This is a genomic window from Streptomyces sp. NPDC087901 (assembly GCF_044742205.1).
Lineage (GTDB): Bacteria > Actinomycetota > Actinomycetes > Streptomycetales > Streptomycetaceae > Streptomyces.
Genome location: NZ_JBIUUC010000007.1, coordinates 372,018 through 391,739 on the forward strand (window position 1 = coordinate 372,018; position 19,722 = coordinate 391,739).

The following is a 19,722-nucleotide window of genomic DNA, read 5'->3' on the forward strand; positions in this document are numbered from 1 at the left end:
CACCGCGGGGGAGTGCACCCGGGCTCAGCTGTAGTAGGCGATCTTGTCGTCGAGGACCTTCATGGCCCGGTGCAGCGCTGTCACCCGCTGTTCCAGCGCGCTACGGCGCTCGCGCAGGAAGGCGACCCGCTCCTGCGGGGGGTGTTCGGCGCGCAGGATGGCGACGAAGCCCCGCAGGTCCGCGATGCCGAGCCCGGCATCGCGGAAGCACGTGACGAGACCGATCCAGAAGACGTCGTCCGCGGTGTACTCCCTGCGTCCGCCTCCTGAGCGCCGGATCGGGCCGATGAGCCCTTCACGCTCGTAGTACCGCAGTGTGTCGATGGAGACACCGGTGCGGTCGGCGGCAGCCGCCGGGGTGAGGGTCGTCATGGGGCTCCTTCCGTCACTGGCACTACCGCGCTTCTGCGAGGCGCGCCACTTGCTCGGCACCGAGCCGCACACGGCGTGCGGCGAGGGCCTCCTCGATCTGCTCCACCCGGCTCGCGCCGACGATGGGGTCGATCCCCTGCAGCATCAGCCATGCGAGGACGACCTGGTTCCTCGTGGCCGCGAGCTCGTCGGCGACGTCGTCCAGGACCGCGAGTACCCGAGTGGTTCCGGGGTGATCGTAGGTCGACGGAAGCGGCTTGTCCGCGCGCACGTAGGACCCCCACATCAGGGAGCTGTACGACCACACAGTGAGCCCCTCCGCCCGCGCGAGGTCGAGATCATCGGCGGTGAGCAAGCGGTGGCCGCCCTCCGCGACGGGGGTGAGCGGGCGCGGCTGGACGAGCGAGTGGCGCAGCTGCAGGCACGTCCACGGTTCCACGCCCTGCTCCCGCGCCAGTGACCGGGCGCGCTCGACGCGCCAGGCGGCATGGTTCGCCGCCCCGACCCTCAGGGTCACTCCCTTCGCGACCAGTTCGCCGAAGGCACCGACCGTCTCCTCCAGCGGAACGTCACGGTCCTCCGCGTGGGCCCAGAGCAGATCGACGTGATCGACTCCGAGCCGTCCCAGGCTCTCTTCCACACCGGCGTGAACGGCGCGCGCGGAGAGCCCCTCGGCGCTCTCCGGCGAGTGCGGCACGAGCGGGTTGTGGCGGACCTTCGTCGCGATCCGTACGGTGTCGCGCGCGCCCGGGCGGGCCTGGAGCCACGCGCCGATGACACGCTCGCTGGCGCCGCCGACACCGGCGGGGTCGGTCCAGAAGGAGTAGCAGTTCGCGGTGTCGAGCCAGACCCCGCCGCCGGCGACGAAGGAATCGAGGATCGCGAAGGCCCGGTCCGGGGCGACGCGGGTGCCGAAGTCCATCGTTCCGAGGACGATCCGGGGTTCTTTGGTATCCATGCCACCCATCCTCGGATCTGGAGCGCGCTCCAGGTCAAGCGATGGTGACGAACAGGCCCGGACCCGGCCTCGTTCACGCCCCGGTCGGTGACGGCCTGGCCTCGGCCAATTGGTCCAGCCGCCTGCGCAGTTCACGCTTCCTGGGGTCGGGTGGCCGGCATGGGGTGGACCGCGGTGGGTGCACGTAGGCGTCCGGGCGGGCCCCGGACATCGAGTCGCCGGGGGCGGCGATTATGTACGGGCCGTTGATGGTGAGGTCGCAGTCGACGCAGATCATGAGCATCGAGCCTTCCTCCACGCCCGGCCGAGCCGGACGGCAGCCATGCACGGGGCGCCGGCGCGGCATGTCATACAGGTGAAGGTGTGCCTCACCAGGTCGCGGTACGCCTGCTCGCCGAGGCTGGTACGAAGCGGATTCACGCGTACGGATGTCACCTCGGCTCCTTCGGGCAGGTGCGGCAGCGGCGGGGGAAGAGGAAGACGGAGGAGCCCTCCCGCTCGGGACGGGCACCGAGGTCCACGGCTGTGGTGGTGGTCAGCGCGGCGGCGCACCACACGCAGGCGGCTCCGCGGCGTTGCGGCGGAGAGAGGGAGCCGAGCGTGGGCAGGCGGTGATTCATCGGGGTGTTCAACGGAACGCCCTTGTGGGGAGACGACGGTCCCCACGCGGCCCGGACGCGTCGCTCGGCCGGGCGAGCTCGTCGGCTGCCCATGCGCGGCGTACCTGCCCAGAGGCGGGGGCGTAGCCGGACAGCCAGTCCGTGCCCGTATTGGGTGTCAGTGTGGCCATGACCAGCAGGTTAGGAAGATGAGGCGGCCAGAGCCCACGGTGATTCGCGAATATTCTCGTCTTGGTCGGCGCGATTCCCGGTGATGCTCAGGCGAGGTCGAGGTGCGCCCGAGCGCGGCCGATCAGGCGGTGCGCGTGTGAACCGTAGACCGCCGAACTGCTCAAGGCATCCCACACGCGGCGGTAGACGGTGAGACTGTCCCGGTCGTCGAGCCACAGTTCGGCATGCCAGTCCTCGACGATGGTCAGTCTGTCGTCGTACAGCCAGAATCCATTCGCGGGAGGAACGGCCACAGCAGCACCGAACGGAATGATGCCGACGCGTACCGTGTCGAGGCCGATCACTCCTACGAGTCGGTCGAGTTGGGCGCAGAGCACGGAGGGTGGGCAGACCCCGGCGTACAGGGCGGCTTCCCACATCAGGATGTGGAACGTCCGGCCGGGCTGGTACAGCATGTCCTGGCGCCGCATGCGTGCCCGTACGGCGTCCTCGATGTCGCGCGGCGACTGGTGGAGTTCGGCGTACCGGGTGAAGATCGCGCGGGCGTAGTCGGGAGTCTGGAGCAGGCCCACGATCATGGCCCCTTCCCACGCCCGCAGGTCCGTGGACCGTAGGTACTCGGCAGTGAGGGCGTCCTGCACCGGCCGGTGACCGGCGCGGAGCTGGCGACGCCACGACCGTGAGTGGGACTCCAGGCCCTGGAGTCGGGCAACGAGCTCGTCGCCCGCCGCTGGATCTCCTGTCGCCTCGGCCCAGGCCTTGAGATCCGCAGCCGTAGCGGTCTGCCTGCCGGTCTCAAGCTTGGACACCTTCGACTGTGTCCAGCCGAGTCGCAGGGCCAGGTCGCGGCCGGTGACCTCGGCGCGCAGCTCTCGCAGGCGCGCGCCGAGGGATGCTCGGGCTTGCTGAAAGTCCGTGCTCACACTGTGAAGTTACCGCTGTGGCTGGTCGGGCAGGGTGGCAAAGTGCCAGGCAGCCTCACGGACCTGCGCGTATCGGATGACATCGACCGGGTTGGTGATGAGCTCGACGCGGGTCATTCGGTCGTCCGAGTCGAAGTGGAGAAGTGCCACGACACGCGAGTCGAAGATCCAGAAATCCTCTTCGGGCACCTGGTGTTCCTCGGCCAGCGCTCGCGGCATGACGCGAATTTCCTCTCCTACGGCCGCGTTCCGGCGCCCGTTGTCGAGGAGGTACAGCTGGCCCTCGGTGGGCGGTTCGTCCAGAACCCGTACGCGCTCGAATCGCTTGCCCAGAGCCACCTGTCGGCGTCGCTCGACACACCACGGATCGTCGAGGTCCCATGTGACCGTCTCTCCGCGGGCGAACTGTCCGTAGGTGCCGGTGCTTTCGTCGGACGCATACCGGCGACGTGTTTCCAGCCGCCAAGCGGAATGCCTGAAGGAGCTGAACATTCCGTCGAACTCGTCGAAGTCGATCCATTGGGCCACGTGCACAGGCTCCTTGGGCCCGAAGTTGGCCAGGAGCTCGCGCGGGACGGTGACGGCCTCCTCTTCGGAAGTGAGGTCGTCGAGCTGGGCCAGATCGGCCGGGTCGGTGACGCGATTGCCCTGCACCACGTAGTCGCCCGTCGCCGGGTGCTCATACAGAGTGGGGCAGCCGTTGTTGCCGGAGTTGGTTCCGACCTTGCGTAGGTGCCTGGCCATGCTGGCCTCCTTGAGCGGTGACATGCGGCGCACCGTAGCCGTATGGGCGGGGTGCGCGACATGGGGCAGATCCGGCGCCCCTGCGGGCCCGATGGCGGGGTGGCTTCGTCGGACTGGAAGCGGGTGGGAGGATGCTGAACGGTCGGTTGCCTGCCTCTGCCAGGTGTCCGACCGGTCCGGTCTCACGTGTATCCAGAGGCCGGGGGCGGGTTCTTTCCGGTGTGTGAACTCCGGGTGGTGCCACGTTGAAGAGCCCCGGCGTCGTGTGCAATCACGCGGCCGGGGCTTCGTGTTGAGCGGGAGGGCGTGCTCACATTGACCACCGTATAGGGGCCCTATACGGTGGTCAAGTCGGGCAGCCTCCCCTGTCTCCGGAAGGGAGCGGCTGTGTCCGAACGACCACAGGGATCGCAGGACGAGGAGGTGCAGAGGGTTTTGGACGCACTGACGAAGGCGGTCGATGCGCTGGCCGCTCTGGACGACCCTGCGGATCGTGCGCGGGGTGCCGGTCTGCTCCTGAACAGCTGGCCCGATCAGAACGCTCGCCTGCGGGCGCTGAGGCAAGAAGCCGTGAGAGCAATGCGCAGCCAGAAGATCAGCTATCGGAATATCGCGAAGTCCCTGGGGATCTCTCTTGCCCGCGTGCAGCAGATCGAGGCGGGTGAGACAGGCAAGGAAGGCAGGACGCCGGCCAAGGAATAGGACGGTCAGCGAAACGGCCGAGCGGTGTGGAGACCGCCCGGCCGAGAACCAGCGGATTGCAGTCCGCTGATTGGAGACCCGTCTCGACGAGGAGAGAGCTCGCCATGGATCGTACGACCGCCGAGGCCGCGGTTGCCAGCGCGCCCGACGTAGCGCCGCCCGTGCCCGGCCGTCTGTCCGGTGCCACGGGCCGGAACGCCCCGGCCGAGTGACCCGGGCCCACCCCCTGACATAGCCCCGCTCTGCCCGCTCCACGGGGACATAGCCCCGCTCTGCCCACCCCACGGGCCCCGGCCGCTGCGCCGCGCCCCGCCACTCCTCCGGGATCTTGATGCGCCACTTCATCGGCGCGGCTTCGTGCTGCGCTTCTTCGGCCTGCCCGCATGCCGGTTGGGCCCCCGTTCCGCGTCCGCGGCAGGAGATCGCGACGACATCCTCGCGGCGGGCCTGCCCGCGCGCCTGGCTGGCCGCCGTCGCAGGTCTGGTCGACGCCGGTCTGCACCCCGGGGCAGGTGCGACGACTCTTCGTGTCGCCCGGGATCTGGCCCGTCGCATGGACTACCTGGACGGGACCGTGCTGTACGACCTCGAAGGCACTGCCGTGCGGTGCGAGTTGTCCGTCGCCACGGTGAAACGGCATGTCGCCGTGCTCCGGGCGCTCGGCGCGCTCGTGTGGGTCCGGCACGGGAAGCGGACCAATCTGCGTTTGCCCGGACGGAAGTACGCCGGTACCGCGACCATCTACGCCGCCGTGATCCCGGCCGTCTGGGACGCGGTCCAGGGCCACCTGCTCGACGGGGCCGGGTACGGTGCGCGTGTCGTCGGGGTGAGTGAGGCGGGCCGACGCCGGGCGGTGGACGCGGCTGCCGACGGGCGGCTGTGGAGGTCCAACTCGGCCACGGGGCAAGCGACTCGGCTGCCCCGTGAGCCCCAATCTCCTGGGCGCCCCCCCCTCTGCGCGGAAGTTTCGTACGAGGGGGAGGTTGAAAGACACCTCGCGTGGGCGAGCGTCGCGCTCGGCGCGCCGCCCTCACCAGGTCGCCCGGGACGTCGCCATCGCCCGTCAGGTACGGCCGCTCGTCCCCTGGACCCAGCGCGAGGGCCTTCGACGCCTGGCGTACGCGCTGCGTCCCCTCGTCGACCGAGGGCTCGACAGCCACGCCATCGCCGCCGAACTGCTCGGGCTCGCCCCGGGGTGGCGGCCGCAGCGGCCCGCCGCGTTCATCGCTGCCGCCCTCGCGGGGGAGACCGGTTCTGACGCGGCCCCGCACCCGGCCGTCGAGCCCGTGCGCAGCGAGGCGTGGCAGGAGTGGCTCACGTCCCGGGGGCCCCGGGCGGAGCCCGTACGGACCGATGGAGACCGTCGGCACGCCCGGCTGTACGGCTGGGACCGGTGGCGGGAGATCGCCGCGCACTACGACGACGATCCGGACGACGCGCTGGACCTGTACGGCACGAGGCTGTGCGCGTACTCCGTCGGGCGTGACGCGCGAGCGTAGGACCTGCCGCTCCCGGCCGTACGGGCCTTGCGGATGATCGGCGGAGGCACTGGCTGTACGGTCCCCGCCGGTCGTCTACGCCTTCGCGTCCGGCTTCCAGCCGGCGGCGAGGAGCCCGAGCAGCACCTCGTCCAGGAACTCGCCCATCACCCAGGCCGAGGAGCGCAGTACGCCCTCGCGGACGAAGCCGTTGCGCTCGGCGGAGCGCAGCATCGCGGCGTTGTCCGACAGCGTCTCGATCTGCAGCCGTTGCAGGCCGCGCACGACGAAACCGTAATGGCACAACACCGCGACCACGTCGGTGCCGTAGCCCTTGCCGCGGCAGGACGGCAGCAGCCCCAGCCCGATGTGCGCGGACCGGTTGTGAGTATCGATGCCCCACAGGTTCGCGGTGCCGATCAGCGTGCCGCCGTCCAGTTCCACGACGGAGAACGGGACGTGTCCCTGCTCCTTGTCGTCCACCACGAGCCGAGGGTCCTTCGAATCCGGTGCGATCGGCCGCCACGGCCCGCCTTCGGCCCGCGAGGCGTTGACCACGTCGTTGTAGAGCTCGTTCCTCAGGATCGGGATGTCGTCCTCGTGCCGGGCCCTGAGCCCGACCTTGTTACCGCTAAGCATGCGAGCTTCCTATCCGACCGGGTCGGCGGGCGGCAAACCAATAAGGCACATCAACGCTCAACCTTCACTGCGCGAGGTCGCCCGGAGGGAAAGCCGTTGGGCGCGGATCCGATGTCCGGCACAGTGACTTCATGACTGGGACAGGCCAAGAGGCCGACTGCAAGAAGGACCTGCACGTGTACCTGCAGGATGCCCGTGACGCTTTCCTGTGGAAGCTGGAGGGGTTGTCGGAGTACGACATCCGGCGGCCCATGACCCCCACCGGTACCAATCTGCTGGGCCTGGTCAAACACGTCACCGGAGCCGAGGGCTTCTACTTCGGCGACGTCTTCGGGCGGCCGGTCGACGCGCCGGATCTCTGGATCGCCGGTGACGCCGAGCCGAACGCGGATCTGTGGGCGACGGCCGACGAGTCGCGTGACGAGATCGTCGCGCAGTACAAGCGGGTGTGGGCCCACTCCGACGCGACGATCGGAGCGCTGGACCTCGACGCGACCGGTCTGCTCCCCGGGGGAGAGGGGAACGAGCTGACGCTCCACCGGGCTCTCGTCCACGTGGTCGCCGAGACCCAGCGGCATGCCGGTCACGCCGACATCGTCCGGGAACTGATCGACGGGACCACGGGCCAGCGGATCGGGGGCGAGAACATGGCGCCCGGCGACTCGGCATGGTGGGGGAGCCATCGGGGCCGGGTGGAGCGCGCGGCTCGGGAGGCTTCGGGCGGGTCCGGGAACGCGTAGGGGCGGCGACCGGGCCGGCTCATGCCGCGGGGGACGGGTCGGGGGCAGGCGGGGTGGGCTCGGGTCGCGGGGGCCCGGCGTGAGGCAGCCGGCGTACGGAGCGGGTGGCCAGAGGGAGGACGGCCGCGGCGGCGGAGAGGATGCCGGCCCCTGTGGCGACGTGGAAGGCCCCGTACGTCTGGGCGAGCGGGCCGACGGACAGCTGGCCGACCGGGATCGCGACGTACGACAGCAGGTCGTCGTACGAAGCGACGCGGGAGAGCGCGTGGGGCGGGACGTGCTCCTGCAGAGAGGTGTCCCAGGCGACGGCGGTCACAGCGGAGCCGAGGCCGGCGGCGAACGCGGCGGCGAGCAGCCACGGGGCGTGCAGATGCGCGCCGAGCGCGAGCAGGGGGAGTGCGGCGAGCGCGTTCGTCAGTTGCCCGAGCCGCAACAGGTGCCGGACCACCAGGCGGTACATCAGCAGGCTCGACATCAGCAGGCCGATGCCGCGCGCGCTGAGCACGAATCCCCACGTTGCCTGGCCGCTGATCTGACGGGTGAGCTGGGGGCCCAGGATCTGCCAGGTGCCGGTCTGGGCCAGATTCATCAGGCAGAAGGACAGTGTGCCGACCCAGACCCAGCGGATCGCGCGAAACTCCGTCCACCCGTAGCGGATGTCGGTCAGGAGGGTGGTCGGCCGGTACGACGCCGCGTTCGTATCCTGAGTGAACGTGAGCCGCGCGAGGAAGCCTGCCGCGAGCAGGTAGCTGAACGCGTCGACGGCGATGGCGGGGCCGCTGCCGACCACCGAAACGAGCACGCCCGCCAGGCTCGGCCCGAGGATCTTCGTGGCGTTGCGTGCCGTTCCCAACAGCGCGTTCGCTTGCTGGAGCCGGGCCTTGTCGACGAGTTGCGGTACGACTCCGCGCAGGGCCGGGGTGGTGAACGCGGCGAGTGCGCCGTTGAGGAACTCCAGTACGGCCACCGGCATCAGTGAGTAGTGGCCGGTCAGCAGGAGCGCCGCGACGGCGCCCTGGGTGAGCGCCGAGCCCAGGTGGGCGGCCACCAGCACGTTCCGGCGTGAGGAGCGGTCGGCGACGGCCCCGCCCACCAGGAGCAGTGCCAGCAGCGGCAGCATGTGGACGGCCAGGACGACACCGAGGTCCTGAGTGCTGCCGGAGGCGTCCAGGACAGCGAATGCCAGCGCCACCGGAGCCATCGAACTGCCGAGCAGCGACACCAGACGTCCGGCGTAGAACGTACGGAACCGCGGTTGCTTGAGGAGAGGAGGAAGGGAATACACCGGCCGGATTCTGCGGAGACCCTCCTTGTGCGCGCTAACGTTTCGGCAGGAGGCGAAAGATGGTGCTGTTGCGGCTCAGCTCGATGGCCCTGTCCCGGTCCAGGTTCGCGCTGTCGCCGCTGGCCGAGACCCTGGGGTCGATGAGCGTACTGACCAAGCCGTGCTCCGATCCGTGGCTCACTCCCTGGTACACCCGCCACCACGACGCCTTCCATGCCGTTCTCGACGCCGACCCCTTCGCCAAGGGGCTGGTCGAGCTGATCTGCTCGACCAAGTACCTGCCCGGTTACGTGACTCTTCCGCCGTCCGGCGGGATGCGCACCGCCCTCGCCGATGAGCTGAAGCCGGTAGCGGCCGCACCGGACGAGGCCGTACGCGCCGATCTGGAGGCCGCGGTGGCACACAGCTGGGAGCGGCGCGACCTGCGGTGGCTGACCGGGCACGGCTGGGGGGCCCGGACGGCCGACCTGTTCCGGTACACGTGGGAGGAGCACGTCCTTCCGGACTGGACGCGTCGCCGGGCGTTGCTGGAACGAGACATCAGCTACCGGGCAGGGCTGCTGGCCGCCTACGGCTGGCCCCGCGCCCTGCAGCAGATGAACCGCCGCAGCGCCTGGGTCGGCGCGGACGCGATCCGCTTCAGCCACCGGCCCGGCCCGGACCGTGTCGTCGGTGAGGACGGAATGCTGTTCGTGCCGATCTGCGTGACGACGGGCACCTGGCTGTCCGAGGCGCCGCCCGCCCGGTACGCACTGGTCTACCCGGCTCGCGGGTCCGCCGCTGACCCCACCGGGCAGCGGGGACCCGCCCGCGCCCTGGAACGGCTGATCGGCGCCGGTCGAGCCGCCCTCCTCCACGAGCTGGAACGCCCCGCCACCAGCACCGAACTCGCCATCCACCTCGGCCAGTCGCTCGGCACCATCGGGGGCCACCTGGCTGTCCTGCGCAACGCCGACCTGATCGTGGGTACGAGAGTCGGCCGGCGCGTCGTCTACCGGCGCACCGAGACCGGCGATCTCCTCGCGGCGCGGCACGCGATCTGACCGCGCGACCTGATCAGGGGGCACCCCGGCCGTGGCCGGGGTGGCGCGTCCCAGGCCTCCTCACCGCCCCGGCCCCGGCAGCCCGTCGCCGAGGATGCCGGCGCCCAGGAGGAGCAGGACCATCGCCATGATCACCGTGCTGTTGCTGACCATGAACTGCCGTACGCCGTCCAGGAACGTCGCCGCCCGCCGCCCGCCCACGCGGTGGACGACGACCGCGCCGAGGACCGTGCAGGAGAAGCAACGGACGCTCCTTGCCTGCCGGTGCCGGCCGGCCCGGGTGTTCCTCCGAACGTAAAGCGCTGCCTGCCCCCCCCGGCATCCTCGGACGGGCCGCATTTCGATCGCGGAAAGATCCTCCCCTGGCACTAGGGAGATTGTTTTGCCTACCCATTACTCTTGTGGGAAGGCCACGCTGGGTGGCCATGGAGGAGTGAGATGAGGAGCAGCAACCCGGTCTTCTCGCGACGGGGCTTCAGCCGCGACAACGGTCACGCGGGCTTCAACGCGTCACCGCAGGCCGGGGCCCCCGTAGCGGGTGCCAACCCGTACGCGCAGGGCACCGCCCCGAACCCGTACGCCACGAACCCCTACGCCCAGCAGGACACCCAGTACGGCGCCCCGCAGGCGCCGGCGCGCTCCGGTGTGATGACGATCGACGATGTCGTCACCCGCACGGCTCTGACGCTGGGCACGGTCGTGCTCGGCGCCACGGCCGCCTGGGCCCTGCTGCCGGTCGACGAGGCCAACCTGGGCAAGTCGTACGGCATCGCCATCGGCGCCGCGATCATCGCCTTCGTGCTGTCGCTCGTCCAGTCCTTCAAGCGCAAGCCCGTTCCCGCGCTGATCATCTCGTACGCGGCCTTCGAGGGCGTGTTCCTGGGGGTCATCTCCAGCGCGGTCAGCACCTACATCGGACCGGGCGTCGTGATGCAGGCGGTGATGGGCACCATGTGTGTCTTCGCCGGTGTGCTGCTCGCGTACAAGATGCGCTGGATCCGTGTCACCCGCCGGTTCTACGGCTTCGTGATGGCCGCCGCCATGGGCTTCATGCTCCTGATGATGGTCAACCTGCTGTTCGCCGTGTTCGGTGGCGGGGACGGTCTGGGCTTCCGCAGCGGCGGCCTCGGCATCCTCTTCGGTGTCATCGGCATCGTCCTCGGCGCGTGCTTCCTGGCTCTGGACTTCAAGCAGGTCGAGGACGGCATCGCCTACGGCGCTCCGCGCGAGGAGTCCTGGCTGGCGGCCTTCGGCCTCACCATGACCCTGGTGTGGATCTACCTGGAGATGCTGCGCCTGCTCTCCATCCTCAGCGGCGACGACTAGTCACCACGCTGACACCTGATCGCGGGAACGGCCCGCAGGCTCCGGATGACGGAGCCTGCGGGCCGTTTCTCGTTGAACGGGGCTGGGGCAGCGGATGGCGAGGGGGCTCTTCGGGGAAGACGTGGGGCATCGGCTCGTTGGCAACCGTCCGGGAGGGGCGCGTAGGGTCGCGGGGTGCTTGATACGACGCCCCTGATCACCGCCGTGGACCGATTCGCCGACCGGCTGCGCGCCGCCCCGCAGAGCAGGCTGCAGCGGGGTGTGGCGGCCGAGGGGCTGGCCGTGGCCCGGGAACTGGCGGTGCGGGCCCAGCGCGTCGAGACGCCGGGGCGGGAGCCGCGGATCTTGCCGGACGCCGGGATCTTCGCCATCGGCGACCAGATCGCCGTTGCCGGGCGGGATCTGGCCGTGGCATTGGAAATGGCCCCGTCCGTGGAGCTGGACGAGGCCGTGCAGTTCGTCGAGGAAGCGGCCGTGCGGGCGTTCGCTTAGGTGGTGTACGCGGGCGTCCGCCGGGAGTGGTGCGTGCGCGCGTTCGCGTAAGTGATGTGTGCGGGCGTCCGCCGGGAGTGGTGTGTGCGGGCGTTCGCCGGGCGTGGTGCGTGCGGATGGTCGCTTCGAAGGGGCGCGAGGGTGTTCGCCTCAGGTGGTGCGCGCCGGGTGACCGCGCGCGCTGGGCTGCGGCAGCGGCCGGCGAGGGCCGCTGTACCCGGAATGGGGCCGGAGACCGGTCCGCGGGCTAGAAGCTCGCGATGACGCGGTCGGCCAGTATGTAGACGTTGTCCTTGCCGCACGAGAACGTCAGCGCGTACGCGCCGGAGACACCGGAACCGCCCAGGAGCACCGGGTGCTCGCCGGCCCGCAGCGACGCGGCCAGCTGCTCGGCCGTCTCGCGGTGGCCGGGGGTCATACAGAGCGTGGTGCCGTCGGCGAAGACGTACACGTCGAGTGTGCCGAGCGGGCCGGGTCGCACGTCGGAGAGCTCCGTCCGGCTGTCGGCCAGCTCCTCCAGGCGGTTCACCGTGCGCTCGTGATCGGTGACGACGGGTGTCTGCACCGGCACGAAGTCCGGGTGCGAGGGGTGGCGGCGGCGCGCCGCGGCCAGCTCGGGGGAGTCCTCGGCGAACTCGGCCGTCTCCGGGAGCTCGGCCATGTCGGCCAGTTCCGTCAGCTCGGCCAGTTCCGTCAGTTCCTCGAACGCCTCGGTGGCGTCGAGGTCCATCGACTCCAGGCCGGCGAAGTCGGTCTGGCGCGGGACGAAGAACGGGGCGTCGTCGCCCAGCCCGGCCAGACCGCCCAGCAGTGAGGGGGCGTCGGCGGCGTCGCGGGCCTCCTGCGTGGCCCAGAAGGCACGGGCCTCGGCGAGCTCGCGCTCCCGCTCCTCGGCCAGCGCCTCGGCGACCGCCGCGCGTATTTCCGCGGCAGGGGTGGCTTCGTTACGGCTCTGAGCGGGTACGGCTGCACTGTGGGCGCGGCCGTCGGCCAGCTCTCTGCGCAGGGCGGATACCTGCTGACGCAGCCCGTGAGCGGCGTGCAGAGCGGCGGTGCCCACGGCCGTGGCAGCGGCGGTGGTCAGCAACAGGGCAAGAGGCATGGCGCTCACTGACATACTCCCGGTTTCAATCGATCCCCCGACTTCCTACATCAGCTTGTCCTGTACCGACACCATGTGTCAGTGCATTACGTCACGAATTGGACAGGTCTTTGGGCCTGGGGTTTAACCCTGATGCGGGTGTGACCTGCGGGAATGAGTCTCCCCCAGGAGATAGGTCACATCCTGGGGGAGATTCGGTCACGGTCGGGGCTCGGAACCGGCCACTTCGTCCGGCCGAAGGGCCTGCAGGGCGGTGTGGGCCCGGCGGGCGCCTATGGCCGGTGATCCGGTGGATCCGGAGCGTCACGGAAAAAGTGGCGGTCGAAGGGGCGGGCCGAGGCACCGACCTGCCCCCACCCACCCCCCGCGCCGACGCGGGCTCAGCTCAGCCGCCCGGGCCCTTCGGCAGGGCTCAGCTCAGACGCTCGATGACCATCGCCATGCCCTGGCCGCCGCCCACGCACATGGTCTCCAGGCCGAACTGCTTGTCGTGGAACTGCAGGCTGTTGATCAGCGTGCCGGTGATCCGCGCGCCGGTCATGCCGAAGGGGTGCCCGACCGCGATGGCGCCGCCGTTGACGTTGACCTTGTCCAGCGGCAGGCCCAGGTCGCGGTAGGACGGGATCACCTGGGCGGCGAACGCCTCGTTGATCTCGGCCAGGTCGATGTCGTCGACCGTCAGCCCGGCCCGCTTCAGCGCCTGCTTGCTCGCCTCGACCGGTCCGTAGCCCATGATCTCGGGGGAGAGGCCCGAGACGCCGGTGGAGACGATCCGCGCCAGCGGGGTCAGGCCCAGCTCGCGCGCCTTGGTGTCGGACATGATCACGAGCGCCGCGGCACCGTCGTTGAGCGGGCAGCAGTTGGCGGCCGTGACCAGACCGTCGGGGCGGAAGACCGGCTTCAGGCCCTGCACGCCCTCCAGGGAGACGCCCGCGCGCGGGCCGTCGTCCTTGGAGACCACCGTGCCGTCCGGGGTCGTCACCGGGGTGATCTCGCGCTCCCAGAAGCCGTTCTTCAGGGCTTCCTCGGCGAGGTTCTGCGAGCGGACGCCGAACTCGTCCATGTCCTGACGGGTGACGCCCTTGGTCCGGGCCAGGTTCTCCGCCGTCTGCCCCATCGAGATGTACGCGTCCGGGACCAGGCCGTCCTCGCGCGGGTCGTGCCAGCTCGCACCCGACTCCGCGGCGCGGGCCTCGGTGCGGGCCTCGGCGTCGGCGAAGAACGGGTTGTGGGTGTCCGGCCAGCTGTCGGAGTTGCCCTTCGCGAAGCGGGACACCATCTCGACACCGGCGGAGATGAAGACGTCGCCCTCGCCCGCCTTGATGGCGTGCAGCGCCATACGGCTCGTCTGCAGCGAGGACGAGCAGTAGCGCGTGACCGTACAGCCGGGAAGGTGGTCCATCCCCATCTGTACGGCGATGATGCGGCCCAGGTTGTTGCCCTGCTCGCCGCCGGGGAGGCCGCAGCCGAGCATCAGGTCGTCGATGTCCCGCGGGTCCAGCTCCGGGACCTTGGCGAGGGCGGTCTGGATGATCGTGGCGGTCAGGTCGTCCGCGCGCAGGTCCTTCAGCGAACCCTTGAAGGCCCGGCCGATGGGCGAACGGGCAGCAGAGACGATCACGGCTTCGGGCATCACGCGGCTCCATGAGGGCTGGAAGGCTGGCTGGCAGGACTGCTCTGGAAGTTACCCGGACGTACTGCTGAGGTCACCTGACCGGGCATGTGATGCGGGCCTCTTTTCTAAGCAACCGCTCAGTCCGCCGGCGATGCGGCCGGTGATGCGGCCGGGGCCCGCCGTCGCGGGACTGCGGCTTCGGCTGGTCCTCGGCAGGCCTTCGGCGGGGGCTTCGCCGGCGCGGAGCCCCCCGGCTCCCTCAGGCATGCCGGGACGACGTGCCCGTGTCGGTGCCCGGACGCGGCTCCACCCGGGTGGAGCCGCCCGCCTCTCCGTGCATCTCCGGATGCGGGTGCGGCTCCGTGGCCGCGGGCAGACGCCGCCGCCTGCGGTGCTTGAGGAGTGCCCAGGGCGCCCGGGCCCCGGTGACCTCCGTACCGGCCTCCTTGGCCGCCTGGGAGGCCGCCTTGGCCACCGGCAGCATGTCCTCGCGCCGGGCCCCGTCCAGCCGGTCGGTCTCCGGCCACAGACCGAGCACCGCGCAGAGCGTCGGCAGGACCGCCATCGCCGCCGTCGCGTAGCCCTCCGCCGACGGGTGGTAGTTGTCCGGGCCGAACAGCTCCCGCGGGTTCGCCTCGAACTCCGGCCCCAGCAGGTCGCCCAGCGACACCGTGCGCCCGCCCTGCTCCACCGAACCGATCGTCTGCGCCGCCGCCAGCTGCCGGCTCACCCGCCGGGCCACCCACCGCAGCGGCTGGTAGACCGGCTCGATCGTGCCCAGGTCCGGGCAGGTGCCCACGACGACCTCGGCCCCCGCCGTACGCAGCCTGCGCACCGCCGTCGTCAGACAGCGCACCGACTGGGTGGCGGGCATCCGGTGCGTCACGTCGTTCGCCCCGATCATGATCACGCAGACGTCCGGTGTGCGGGACGGATCCGCGAGCAACAGCGAGACCTGCCGCTCCAGATCGTCCGACCGGGCGCCCGGCTGCGCGACGTTGCGCAGATCCACCGGCCGCTCCGACACCGCCGCCAGCCCCGAGGCGAGCAGCGCCCCCGGGGTCTGCCCGGCCCGGCGCACCCCCTGCCCGGCCGCCGTGGAGTCCCCGAGCAGCCCGAACCGCAGCGGGTCCGCAGGGCCGGCGAACGCCACCCCGTACCGCCCGTCCGCGCTCGGCGGGACCGGTGCGGTGCCGCCTCCCACCTGCCGCTTCGCCAGCTGGACCTCCGTCAGCAGGACGCCCACCGCCGCGGCGCCCAGCAGTCCGACGCTGCCACCGCCGTAGGCCGCGCCCGCTGCGATCCGCCGTGCCACCCTTGCCCTCGACACAGTCCGGTCCACCTCCTCGTTGCCTTACGGCCTCACCCGCGATCGCCGGCGGAGTCCGTCGTGATCGAGGGTGAGGCCGTCACCGCCGTACACAGAGCTAACTGCCCCCAAGGGGCCGTCGTTCAATCGCTTCGCCCAATCTCGTGCCCGTACGCATACTCTTGCGGCACCATCTCGGAGACCCCGGAGTACACGGTGCAATTCCACGATTCGATGATCAGCCTCGTAGGCAATACCCCGCTGGTGAGGCTGCGCAGTGTCACGGCAGGCATCCAGGCGACGGTCCTGGCCAAGGTCGAGTACTTCAACCCCGGCGGATCGGTCAAGGACCGGATCGCCCTGCGGATGATCGAGGCCGCCGAACAGAGCGGCGAGCTGCAGCCCGGCGGCACCATCGTCGAGCCGACGAGCGGCAACACGGGCGTCGGTCTGGCGATCGTCGCGCAGCAGAAGGGCTACAAGTGCATCTTCGTCTGCCCGGACAAGGTGTCCACGGACAAGATCAATGTGCTGCGCGCCTACGGAGCCGAGGTCGTCGTCTGTCCGACGGCGGTCGACCCCGAGCACCCGGACTCGTACTACAACGTCTCCGACCGGCTGGTCCGTGAGACGCCGGGAGCCTGGAAGCCCGACCAGTACTCCAACCCGAACAACCCGCGCTCCCACTACGAGACCACCGGTCCCGAGCTGTGGGAGCAGACGGACGGGAAGATCACCCACTTCGTGGCGGGGGTCGGCACCGGCGGCACGATCAGTGGCACCGGCCGCTATCTGAAGGAGGCCAGCGGCGGCGCCGTCAAGGTCATCGGCGCGGACCCGGAGGGCTCGGTCTACTCCGGCGGCTCCGGGCGGCCGTATCTGGTCGAGGGCGTCGGCGAGGACTTCTGGCCGTCGGCGTACGACCGGACGGTCACCGACGAGATCGTCGCCGTGTCCGACAAGGACTCCTTCCAGATGACCCGACGCCTCGCCAAGGAGGAGGGGCTGCTGGTCGGCGGTTCCTGCGGCATGGCGGTCGTCGGAGCCCTGGAGGTCGCGAAGCGGCTCGGGCCCGACGACGTGGTCGTCGTCCTGCTGCCCGACAGCGGCCGCGGCTACCTGAGCAAGATCTTCAACGACGAGTGGATGGCCGACTACGGCTTCCTGGAGGACACCGGCCCGTCCGCCCGCGTCGCCGACGTCCTCGACTACAAGGCGGGCCCGATCCCGACGCTCGTCCACATGCACCCGGAGGAGACCGTCGGCGAGGCGATCGACGTGCTGCGCGAGTACGGCGTCTCGCAGATGCCGATCGTGAAGCCCGGCGCCGGTCACCCGGACGTGATGGCCGCCGAGGTCATCGGCTCGGTCGTCGAGCGGGAGCTGCTGAACGCGCTCTTCGCCCAGCAGGCCTCGCTCACCGACCCGCTGGAGAAGCACATGTCGCCGCCGCTGCCGCAGGTCGGCTCCGGCGAGGCGGTCGAGGAGCTGATGGCGGTGCTCGGCGGTACGGGCGCTGCGGACGCCGCGATCGTGCTGGTGGAGGGCAAGCCGAAGGGCGTGGTCAGCCGGCAGGACCTGCTGGCGTTCCTCGCCAAGGACGCGACGGCCACGCCCGCCAAGCCGTAGGCCGTCGGTCCGGCCGGAGCGCGGGCTTCGTGAAAACGGTACGAGCGCGACACGTGGCCGCAGCACCGGCTTAACACGGCTCAGGCAGATTAGTGGGTGTCGGCAGGGAAACCCGCCGGCACCGATACGGCGACACGGACTACGGAGCGGCTCCCGGACCTCCACCGTCGCCCGGATGCGAGACCGGCCCTGACCCGGAACGCGTCCTTCGCGGGGACCGCCGTCGTCCCGCCCCCTGGGAAACCGGGGGTGCGGCGGTCCCCGCGACACATCTATGCGCGGAGACCACGCGCCTCCTCCCCGTCACCGTCCTGTGCTCGCGGCGCGGCTGCCCAGCTCGCCAGCAGCGCGATGCGTTCCGCCGTCTGCGAACCGGGCTCCGGGGTGTAGACCACCAGGGACTGGTCGGGATCGCCGGGCACGCCGAGCGTCTCGTAAGGGAGCGTCAGCCCGCCCACGACCGGGTGGTCGATCCGCTTCACGCCGTACGTCTTCGCCTTCACCTGGTGGTCCGCCCACAGCCGGCGGAAGTCCTCGCTCTTCAGCGACAACTCGCCGACCAGGGTGGCGAGCTGCTTGTCATCGGGGTGCAGCCCCGCGTCCAGCCGCAGATACGCGACCGTCTCCGCCGCGACGGCCGGCCAGTCCGGGTACAGCTCGCGTGCCGCCGGCTCGAGGAACGTCTGGCGCGGCATGTTGCGTGCGGCGGCGGGCATCCGGGAGAAGCCGACGACCGCGTCACCGAGCGCGTTCCACGCCAGCACGTCCATCCGGCGGCCCAGGATGAAGGCGGGTGCCCGGTCGAGCGTGTCCAGCAGCAGCCGCAGCCCCGGGCGTACCCGTTGCCTGACAACCGGCGTCGCCGTGCGTGGCCCGGGGCGGGCCACCGTGCGCAGGTAGGCGTGTTCCGTCCCGTCCAGCCTGAGCACCCGGGCTATCGCGTCGAGCACGGCGTCCGAGACGCTGGGGCCGCGCCCCTGTTCCAGCCGGATGTAGTAGTCGACGCTCACCCCGGCGAGCTGGGCGACCTCCTCGCGCCGGAGCCCGGGGACGCGCCTTCTGCCGTAGGAGTTCAGCCCCACGTCCTCGGGCTGAATGCGGGCACGTCGTGAGCGGAGGAAGTCTCCGAGGTCGCCGTCCATGCCGCCGATCGTAGAAGACCGGCCGTCTCCCAGCCTGGTACTGCCGGACCCAGGAAAGACGCATCCCTGGGTAGGCGCCGCGCGCCGTCACAGAGTGGGGACCAGCCGGGGAGACGCCCCGGCGGGATCACCCCAAGGAGTACGGACATGTCGTACACGACGCTCGCAGGCCGCACCGCCGTCATCACCGGAGCCGCCAGCGGCATGGGGAACGCGACCGCGCGGCTGCTCGCCGCCCAGGGGGTCCGGGTGGCACTGCTGGCCCGCCGCGCGGAGCGGCTGGACGAGCTCGCCGCCAGGATCACCGCCGACGGCGGCCAGGCGCTCGCCGTGGCCGCCGACGTCACCGACCAGGCATCCGTGGACGCCGCCGCCGAGCGGGTGCACGCGGAGTTCGGCCGGGTGGACCTGGTGGTCAACGCGGCCGGAGTGATGCTGCCGAACCCGGTCGACGCGGGCCGCACCGACGAGTGGCAGCGGATGCTCGACACCAACGTGACGGGCGTCCTGCGCATCATCCGGGCCTTCACGGCCGACCTGGTCGCGGCCGCCGCCGAGGGCCGCACCGCCGACCTCGTCAACATCTCGTCGATCGGCGCGCACATCACGTTCCCCAACTACGCGGTGTACGGCGCCACGAAGGCCGCGCTCACCTACCTGTCGGCCTCGCTGCGCACCGAACTCGGGCCGCGCGACGTCCGCGTCACGAACATCGAGCCCGGCCTCACCGACTCCGAACTGGCCGGCCACGTCGACAACGCGGAGCTCAGCGGACAGCTCGACGGCATGTTCGACGCGCTCGGCGGGCTGTCGAGCGACGAGATCGCCGACCTGATCGCCTACACGACCAGCCGGGCCCGCCACATCAACCTGCGCCAGCTGGTCGTGCTGCCGACCCGCCAGGCGTGACGACGTCGCGGGAGCGCGCGCTCAGTCCTCCCAGTCGGACGCCGTCCGCCGCTCGTTCTCCCGGCGCCTGAACAGCCGTCCGCCGTGGGCCGCCTGGAAGGCGTTGACGCCGACGATGCCGAGCCAGGCCACGACGAGCCCCTTGATCCCCGCGTTCGCGACACCGATGGCGGACAGCGGGATCGCCAGGACCAGCGAGATGATCCCGAACCCGTAGCGCTCACCGAAGTGCCCCAGCTGCGGCTCCGGAGCGCGCGCTCCTCGGGCGACGACGATCTGCTGCTCCGCGAGATGCCGCCGGACCCGCCGGTCGAGCGTGCCGTCGAGCCGCTGCTCGACCTTCTCCAGAAACGACTCGACGAGCGCGGACTCGTACTCGGCCCCCAGCTCGCTGCGGGCCTGCAGGGTGGCCTTGAGCTCCTTCTTGAGCTCGGTGTCGGGTGCGTCCATGGTTCCACGGTACGAAGCGGGGGCGCCCGGGTCAGTGGGGCTAACCCCCCTGTTTCCCACCGGGCCGCCCGGA

23 protein-coding genes are annotated in these 19,722 nt (G+C 70.7%); 8 read left to right on the top strand and 15 right to left on the bottom strand.

Annotation, left to right across the window (positions count from 1 at the left end; all coding sequences use genetic code 11):
• Positions 1-24 precede the first annotated feature (24 nt).
• The 7 genes from ACIOEW_RS23735 to ACIOEW_RS23765 all read right to left on the bottom strand — a co-directional run bounded on the left by ACIOEW_RS23735 (position 25) and on the right by ACIOEW_RS23765 (position 3,788).
• The gene (locus tag ACIOEW_RS23735; protein ID WP_401965729.1) at positions 25-372 is read right to left on the bottom strand and encodes a MerR family transcriptional regulator; all 348 of its coding nucleotides are present in this window, start codon (positions 370-372) and stop codon (positions 25-27) included.
• Between the two features lie 22 nt (positions 373-394).
• Positions 395-1,339: an aldo/keto reductase gene (locus ACIOEW_RS23740; protein ID WP_401965731.1), complete on the bottom strand. Its 945-nt coding sequence runs from the start codon at positions 1,337-1,339 to the stop codon at positions 395-397.
• A 64-nt stretch (positions 1,340-1,403) separates the two neighbouring features.
• Positions 1,404-1,613 (bottom strand): nuclear transport factor 2 family protein, encoded by a 210-nt coding sequence (locus ACIOEW_RS23745; RefSeq protein WP_362542868.1) that lies wholly within the window; start codon positions 1,611-1,613, stop codon positions 1,404-1,406.
• Between the two features lie 148 nt (positions 1,614-1,761).
• On the bottom strand, positions 1,762-1,950 hold the full coding sequence (locus tag ACIOEW_RS23750; RefSeq protein ID WP_362542871.1) for a hypothetical protein: 189 nt from the start codon (positions 1,948-1,950) through the stop codon (positions 1,762-1,764).
• Between the two features lie 8 nt (positions 1,951-1,958).
• A complete protein-coding gene (locus ACIOEW_RS23755; protein WP_362542874.1) occupies positions 1,959-2,120 on the bottom strand; it encodes a hypothetical protein in 162 nt (53 codons plus the stop codon).
• A gap of 87 nt (positions 2,121-2,207) precedes the next feature.
• Entirely contained in the window at positions 2,208-3,044 is an 837-nt protein-coding gene (locus ACIOEW_RS23760) for a helix-turn-helix transcriptional regulator (RefSeq protein ID WP_362542877.1), read from the bottom strand.
• 9 nt (positions 3,045-3,053) lie between these two features.
• The gene (locus ACIOEW_RS23765; RefSeq protein WP_401965736.1) at positions 3,054-3,788 is read right to left on the bottom strand and encodes a DUF6879 family protein; all 735 of its coding nucleotides are present in this window, start codon (positions 3,786-3,788) and stop codon (positions 3,054-3,056) included.
• 387 nt (positions 3,789-4,175) lie between these two features.
• Here ACIOEW_RS23765 and ACIOEW_RS23770 point away from each other — a divergent pair, with 387 nt between their 5' ends.
• A complete protein-coding gene (locus ACIOEW_RS23770) occupies positions 4,176-4,490 on the top strand; it encodes a hypothetical protein (protein ID WP_362542880.1) in 315 nt (104 codons plus the stop codon).
• 983 nt (positions 4,491-5,473) lie between these two features.
• The gene (locus ACIOEW_RS23775; RefSeq protein WP_401965739.1) at positions 5,474-5,989 is read left to right on the top strand and encodes a hypothetical protein; all 516 of its coding nucleotides are present in this window, start codon (positions 5,474-5,476) and stop codon (positions 5,987-5,989) included.
• 75 nt (positions 5,990-6,064) lie between these two features.
• On the opposite strand, the gene ACIOEW_RS23780 is transcribed toward ACIOEW_RS23775, so the two are convergent.
• Positions 6,065-6,607: a GNAT family protein gene (locus ACIOEW_RS23780; RefSeq protein ID WP_362542885.1), complete on the bottom strand. Its 543-nt coding sequence runs from the start codon at positions 6,605-6,607 to the stop codon at positions 6,065-6,067.
• Positions 6,608-6,738: 131 nt separating this feature from the next.
• Here ACIOEW_RS23780 and ACIOEW_RS23785 point away from each other — a divergent pair, with 131 nt between their 5' ends.
• Positions 6,739-7,347 carry a DinB family protein gene (locus ACIOEW_RS23785; protein ID WP_362542888.1) on the top strand — a complete coding sequence of 203 codons (609 nt, stop codon included), beginning with the start codon at positions 6,739-6,741 and terminating at the stop codon, positions 7,345-7,347.
• 19 nt (positions 7,348-7,366) lie between these two features.
• Here the strand turns inward: ACIOEW_RS23785 and ACIOEW_RS23790 are convergent, their stop codons facing one another.
• Positions 7,367-8,632, bottom strand: coding sequence for an MFS transporter (locus ACIOEW_RS23790; RefSeq protein ID WP_401965741.1), 1,266 nt, complete (start codon positions 8,630-8,632; stop codon positions 7,367-7,369).
• Positions 8,633-8,691: 59 nt separating this feature from the next.
• Here ACIOEW_RS23790 and ACIOEW_RS23795 point away from each other — a divergent pair, with 59 nt between their 5' ends.
• Positions 8,692-9,675: a transcriptional regulator gene (locus tag ACIOEW_RS23795; RefSeq protein ID WP_362542894.1), complete on the top strand. Its 984-nt coding sequence runs from the start codon at positions 8,692-8,694 to the stop codon at positions 9,673-9,675.
• Positions 9,676-9,735: 60 nt separating this feature from the next.
• Here ACIOEW_RS23795 and ACIOEW_RS23800 read toward each other — a convergent pair whose 3' ends face one another.
• Positions 9,736-9,876, bottom strand: a complete 141-nt coding sequence (locus tag ACIOEW_RS23800; RefSeq protein ID WP_362542897.1) for a hypothetical protein — start codon at positions 9,874-9,876, stop codon at positions 9,736-9,738.
• A gap of 237 nt (positions 9,877-10,113) precedes the next feature.
• Between ACIOEW_RS23800 and ACIOEW_RS23805 the strand changes: the two genes are divergently transcribed.
• Positions 10,114-11,001, top strand: coding sequence for a Bax inhibitor-1/YccA family protein (locus ACIOEW_RS23805; protein ID WP_401965744.1), 888 nt, complete (start codon positions 10,114-10,116; stop codon positions 10,999-11,001).
• Positions 11,002-11,175: 174 nt separating this feature from the next.
• Complete coding sequence (locus ACIOEW_RS23810; RefSeq protein ID WP_362542903.1) at positions 11,176-11,493, top strand: hypothetical protein; 318 nt, start codon at positions 11,176-11,178, stop codon at positions 11,491-11,493.
• A 247-nt stretch (positions 11,494-11,740) separates the two neighbouring features.
• On the opposite strand, the gene ACIOEW_RS23815 is transcribed toward ACIOEW_RS23810, so the two are convergent.
• The 3 genes from ACIOEW_RS23815 to ACIOEW_RS23825 all read right to left on the bottom strand — a co-directional run bounded on the left by ACIOEW_RS23815 (position 11,741) and on the right by ACIOEW_RS23825 (position 15,525).
• A complete protein-coding gene (locus ACIOEW_RS23815) occupies positions 11,741-12,610 on the bottom strand; it encodes a hypothetical protein (RefSeq protein ID WP_362542907.1) in 870 nt (289 codons plus the stop codon).
• A 397-nt stretch (positions 12,611-13,007) separates the two neighbouring features.
• Positions 13,008-14,228 carry an acetyl-CoA C-acetyltransferase gene (locus ACIOEW_RS23820; RefSeq protein ID WP_362542910.1) on the bottom strand — a complete coding sequence of 407 codons (1,221 nt, stop codon included), beginning with the start codon at positions 14,226-14,228 and terminating at the stop codon, positions 13,008-13,010.
• A 241-nt stretch (positions 14,229-14,469) separates the two neighbouring features.
• Positions 14,470-15,525, bottom strand: a complete 1,056-nt coding sequence (locus ACIOEW_RS23825; RefSeq protein ID WP_362542976.1) for an SGNH/GDSL hydrolase family protein — start codon at positions 15,523-15,525, stop codon at positions 14,470-14,472.
• A gap of 210 nt (positions 15,526-15,735) precedes the next feature.
• Here ACIOEW_RS23825 and ACIOEW_RS23830 point away from each other — a divergent pair, with 210 nt between their 5' ends.
• Positions 15,736-17,148 (top strand): cystathionine beta-synthase, encoded by a 1,413-nt coding sequence (locus ACIOEW_RS23830; RefSeq protein WP_362542913.1) that lies wholly within the window; start codon positions 15,736-15,738, stop codon positions 17,146-17,148.
• Between the two features lie 272 nt (positions 17,149-17,420).
• Here the strand turns inward: ACIOEW_RS23830 and ACIOEW_RS23835 are convergent, their stop codons facing one another.
• Complete coding sequence (locus tag ACIOEW_RS23835; RefSeq protein WP_401965746.1) at positions 17,421-18,290, bottom strand: helix-turn-helix transcriptional regulator; 870 nt, start codon at positions 18,288-18,290, stop codon at positions 17,421-17,423.
• Between the two features lie 147 nt (positions 18,291-18,437).
• Between ACIOEW_RS23835 and ACIOEW_RS23840 the strand changes: the two genes are divergently transcribed.
• Positions 18,438-19,199, top strand: a complete 762-nt coding sequence (locus tag ACIOEW_RS23840) for an SDR family oxidoreductase (protein WP_401965747.1) — start codon at positions 18,438-18,440, stop codon at positions 19,197-19,199.
• A gap of 21 nt (positions 19,200-19,220) precedes the next feature.
• Here ACIOEW_RS23840 and ACIOEW_RS23845 read toward each other — a convergent pair whose 3' ends face one another.
• Positions 19,221-19,649 (bottom strand): hypothetical protein, encoded by a 429-nt coding sequence (locus ACIOEW_RS23845; RefSeq protein ID WP_362542922.1) that lies wholly within the window; start codon positions 19,647-19,649, stop codon positions 19,221-19,223.
• Between the last annotated feature and the right edge of the window lie 73 nt (positions 19,650-19,722).

What these genes read in the sequence shown, in the direction of transcription:
- ACIOEW_RS23835 (WP_401965746.1), bottom strand. Translation starts at nt 18,290, where the DNA reads ATGGACGGCGACCTCGGAGACTTCCTCCGCTCACGACGTGCCCGCATT.
- ACIOEW_RS23735 (WP_401965729.1), bottom strand. Translation starts at nt 372, where the DNA reads ATGACGACCCTCACCCCGGCGGCTGCCGCCGACCGCACCGGTGTCTCC.
- ACIOEW_RS23740 (WP_401965731.1), bottom strand. Translation starts at nt 1,339, where the DNA reads ATGGGTGGCATGGATACCAAAGAACCCCGGATCGTCCTCGGAACGATG.
- ACIOEW_RS23845 (WP_362542922.1), bottom strand. Translation starts at nt 19,649, where the DNA reads ATGGACGCACCCGACACCGAGCTCAAGAAGGAGCTCAAGGCCACCCTG.
- ACIOEW_RS23765 (WP_401965736.1), bottom strand. Translation starts at nt 3,788, where the DNA reads ATGGCCAGGCACCTACGCAAGGTCGGAACCAACTCCGGCAACAACGGC.
- ACIOEW_RS23820 (WP_362542910.1), bottom strand. Translation starts at nt 14,228, where the DNA reads ATGCCCGAAGCCGTGATCGTCTCTGCTGCCCGTTCGCCCATCGGCCGG.
- ACIOEW_RS23795 (WP_362542894.1), top strand. Translation starts at nt 8,692, where the DNA reads ATGGTGCTGTTGCGGCTCAGCTCGATGGCCCTGTCCCGGTCCAGGTTC.
- ACIOEW_RS23745 (WP_362542868.1), bottom strand. Translation starts at nt 1,613, where the DNA reads ATGCTCATGATCTGCGTCGACTGCGACCTCACCATCAACGGCCCGTAC.
- ACIOEW_RS23755 (WP_362542874.1), bottom strand. Translation starts at nt 2,120, where the DNA reads ATGGCCACACTGACACCCAATACGGGCACGGACTGGCTGTCCGGCTAC.
- ACIOEW_RS23785 (WP_362542888.1), top strand. Translation starts at nt 6,739, where the DNA reads ATGACTGGGACAGGCCAAGAGGCCGACTGCAAGAAGGACCTGCACGTG.
- ACIOEW_RS23750 (WP_362542871.1), bottom strand. Translation starts at nt 1,950, where the DNA reads ATGAATCACCGCCTGCCCACGCTCGGCTCCCTCTCTCCGCCGCAACGC.
- ACIOEW_RS23805 (WP_401965744.1), top strand. Translation starts at nt 10,114, where the DNA reads ATGAGGAGCAGCAACCCGGTCTTCTCGCGACGGGGCTTCAGCCGCGAC.
- ACIOEW_RS23780 (WP_362542885.1), bottom strand. Translation starts at nt 6,607, where the DNA reads ATGCTTAGCGGTAACAAGGTCGGGCTCAGGGCCCGGCACGAGGACGAC.
- ACIOEW_RS23840 (WP_401965747.1), top strand. Translation starts at nt 18,438, where the DNA reads ATGTCGTACACGACGCTCGCAGGCCGCACCGCCGTCATCACCGGAGCC.
- ACIOEW_RS23815 (WP_362542907.1), bottom strand. Translation starts at nt 12,610, where the DNA reads ATGTCAGTGAGCGCCATGCCTCTTGCCCTGTTGCTGACCACCGCCGCT.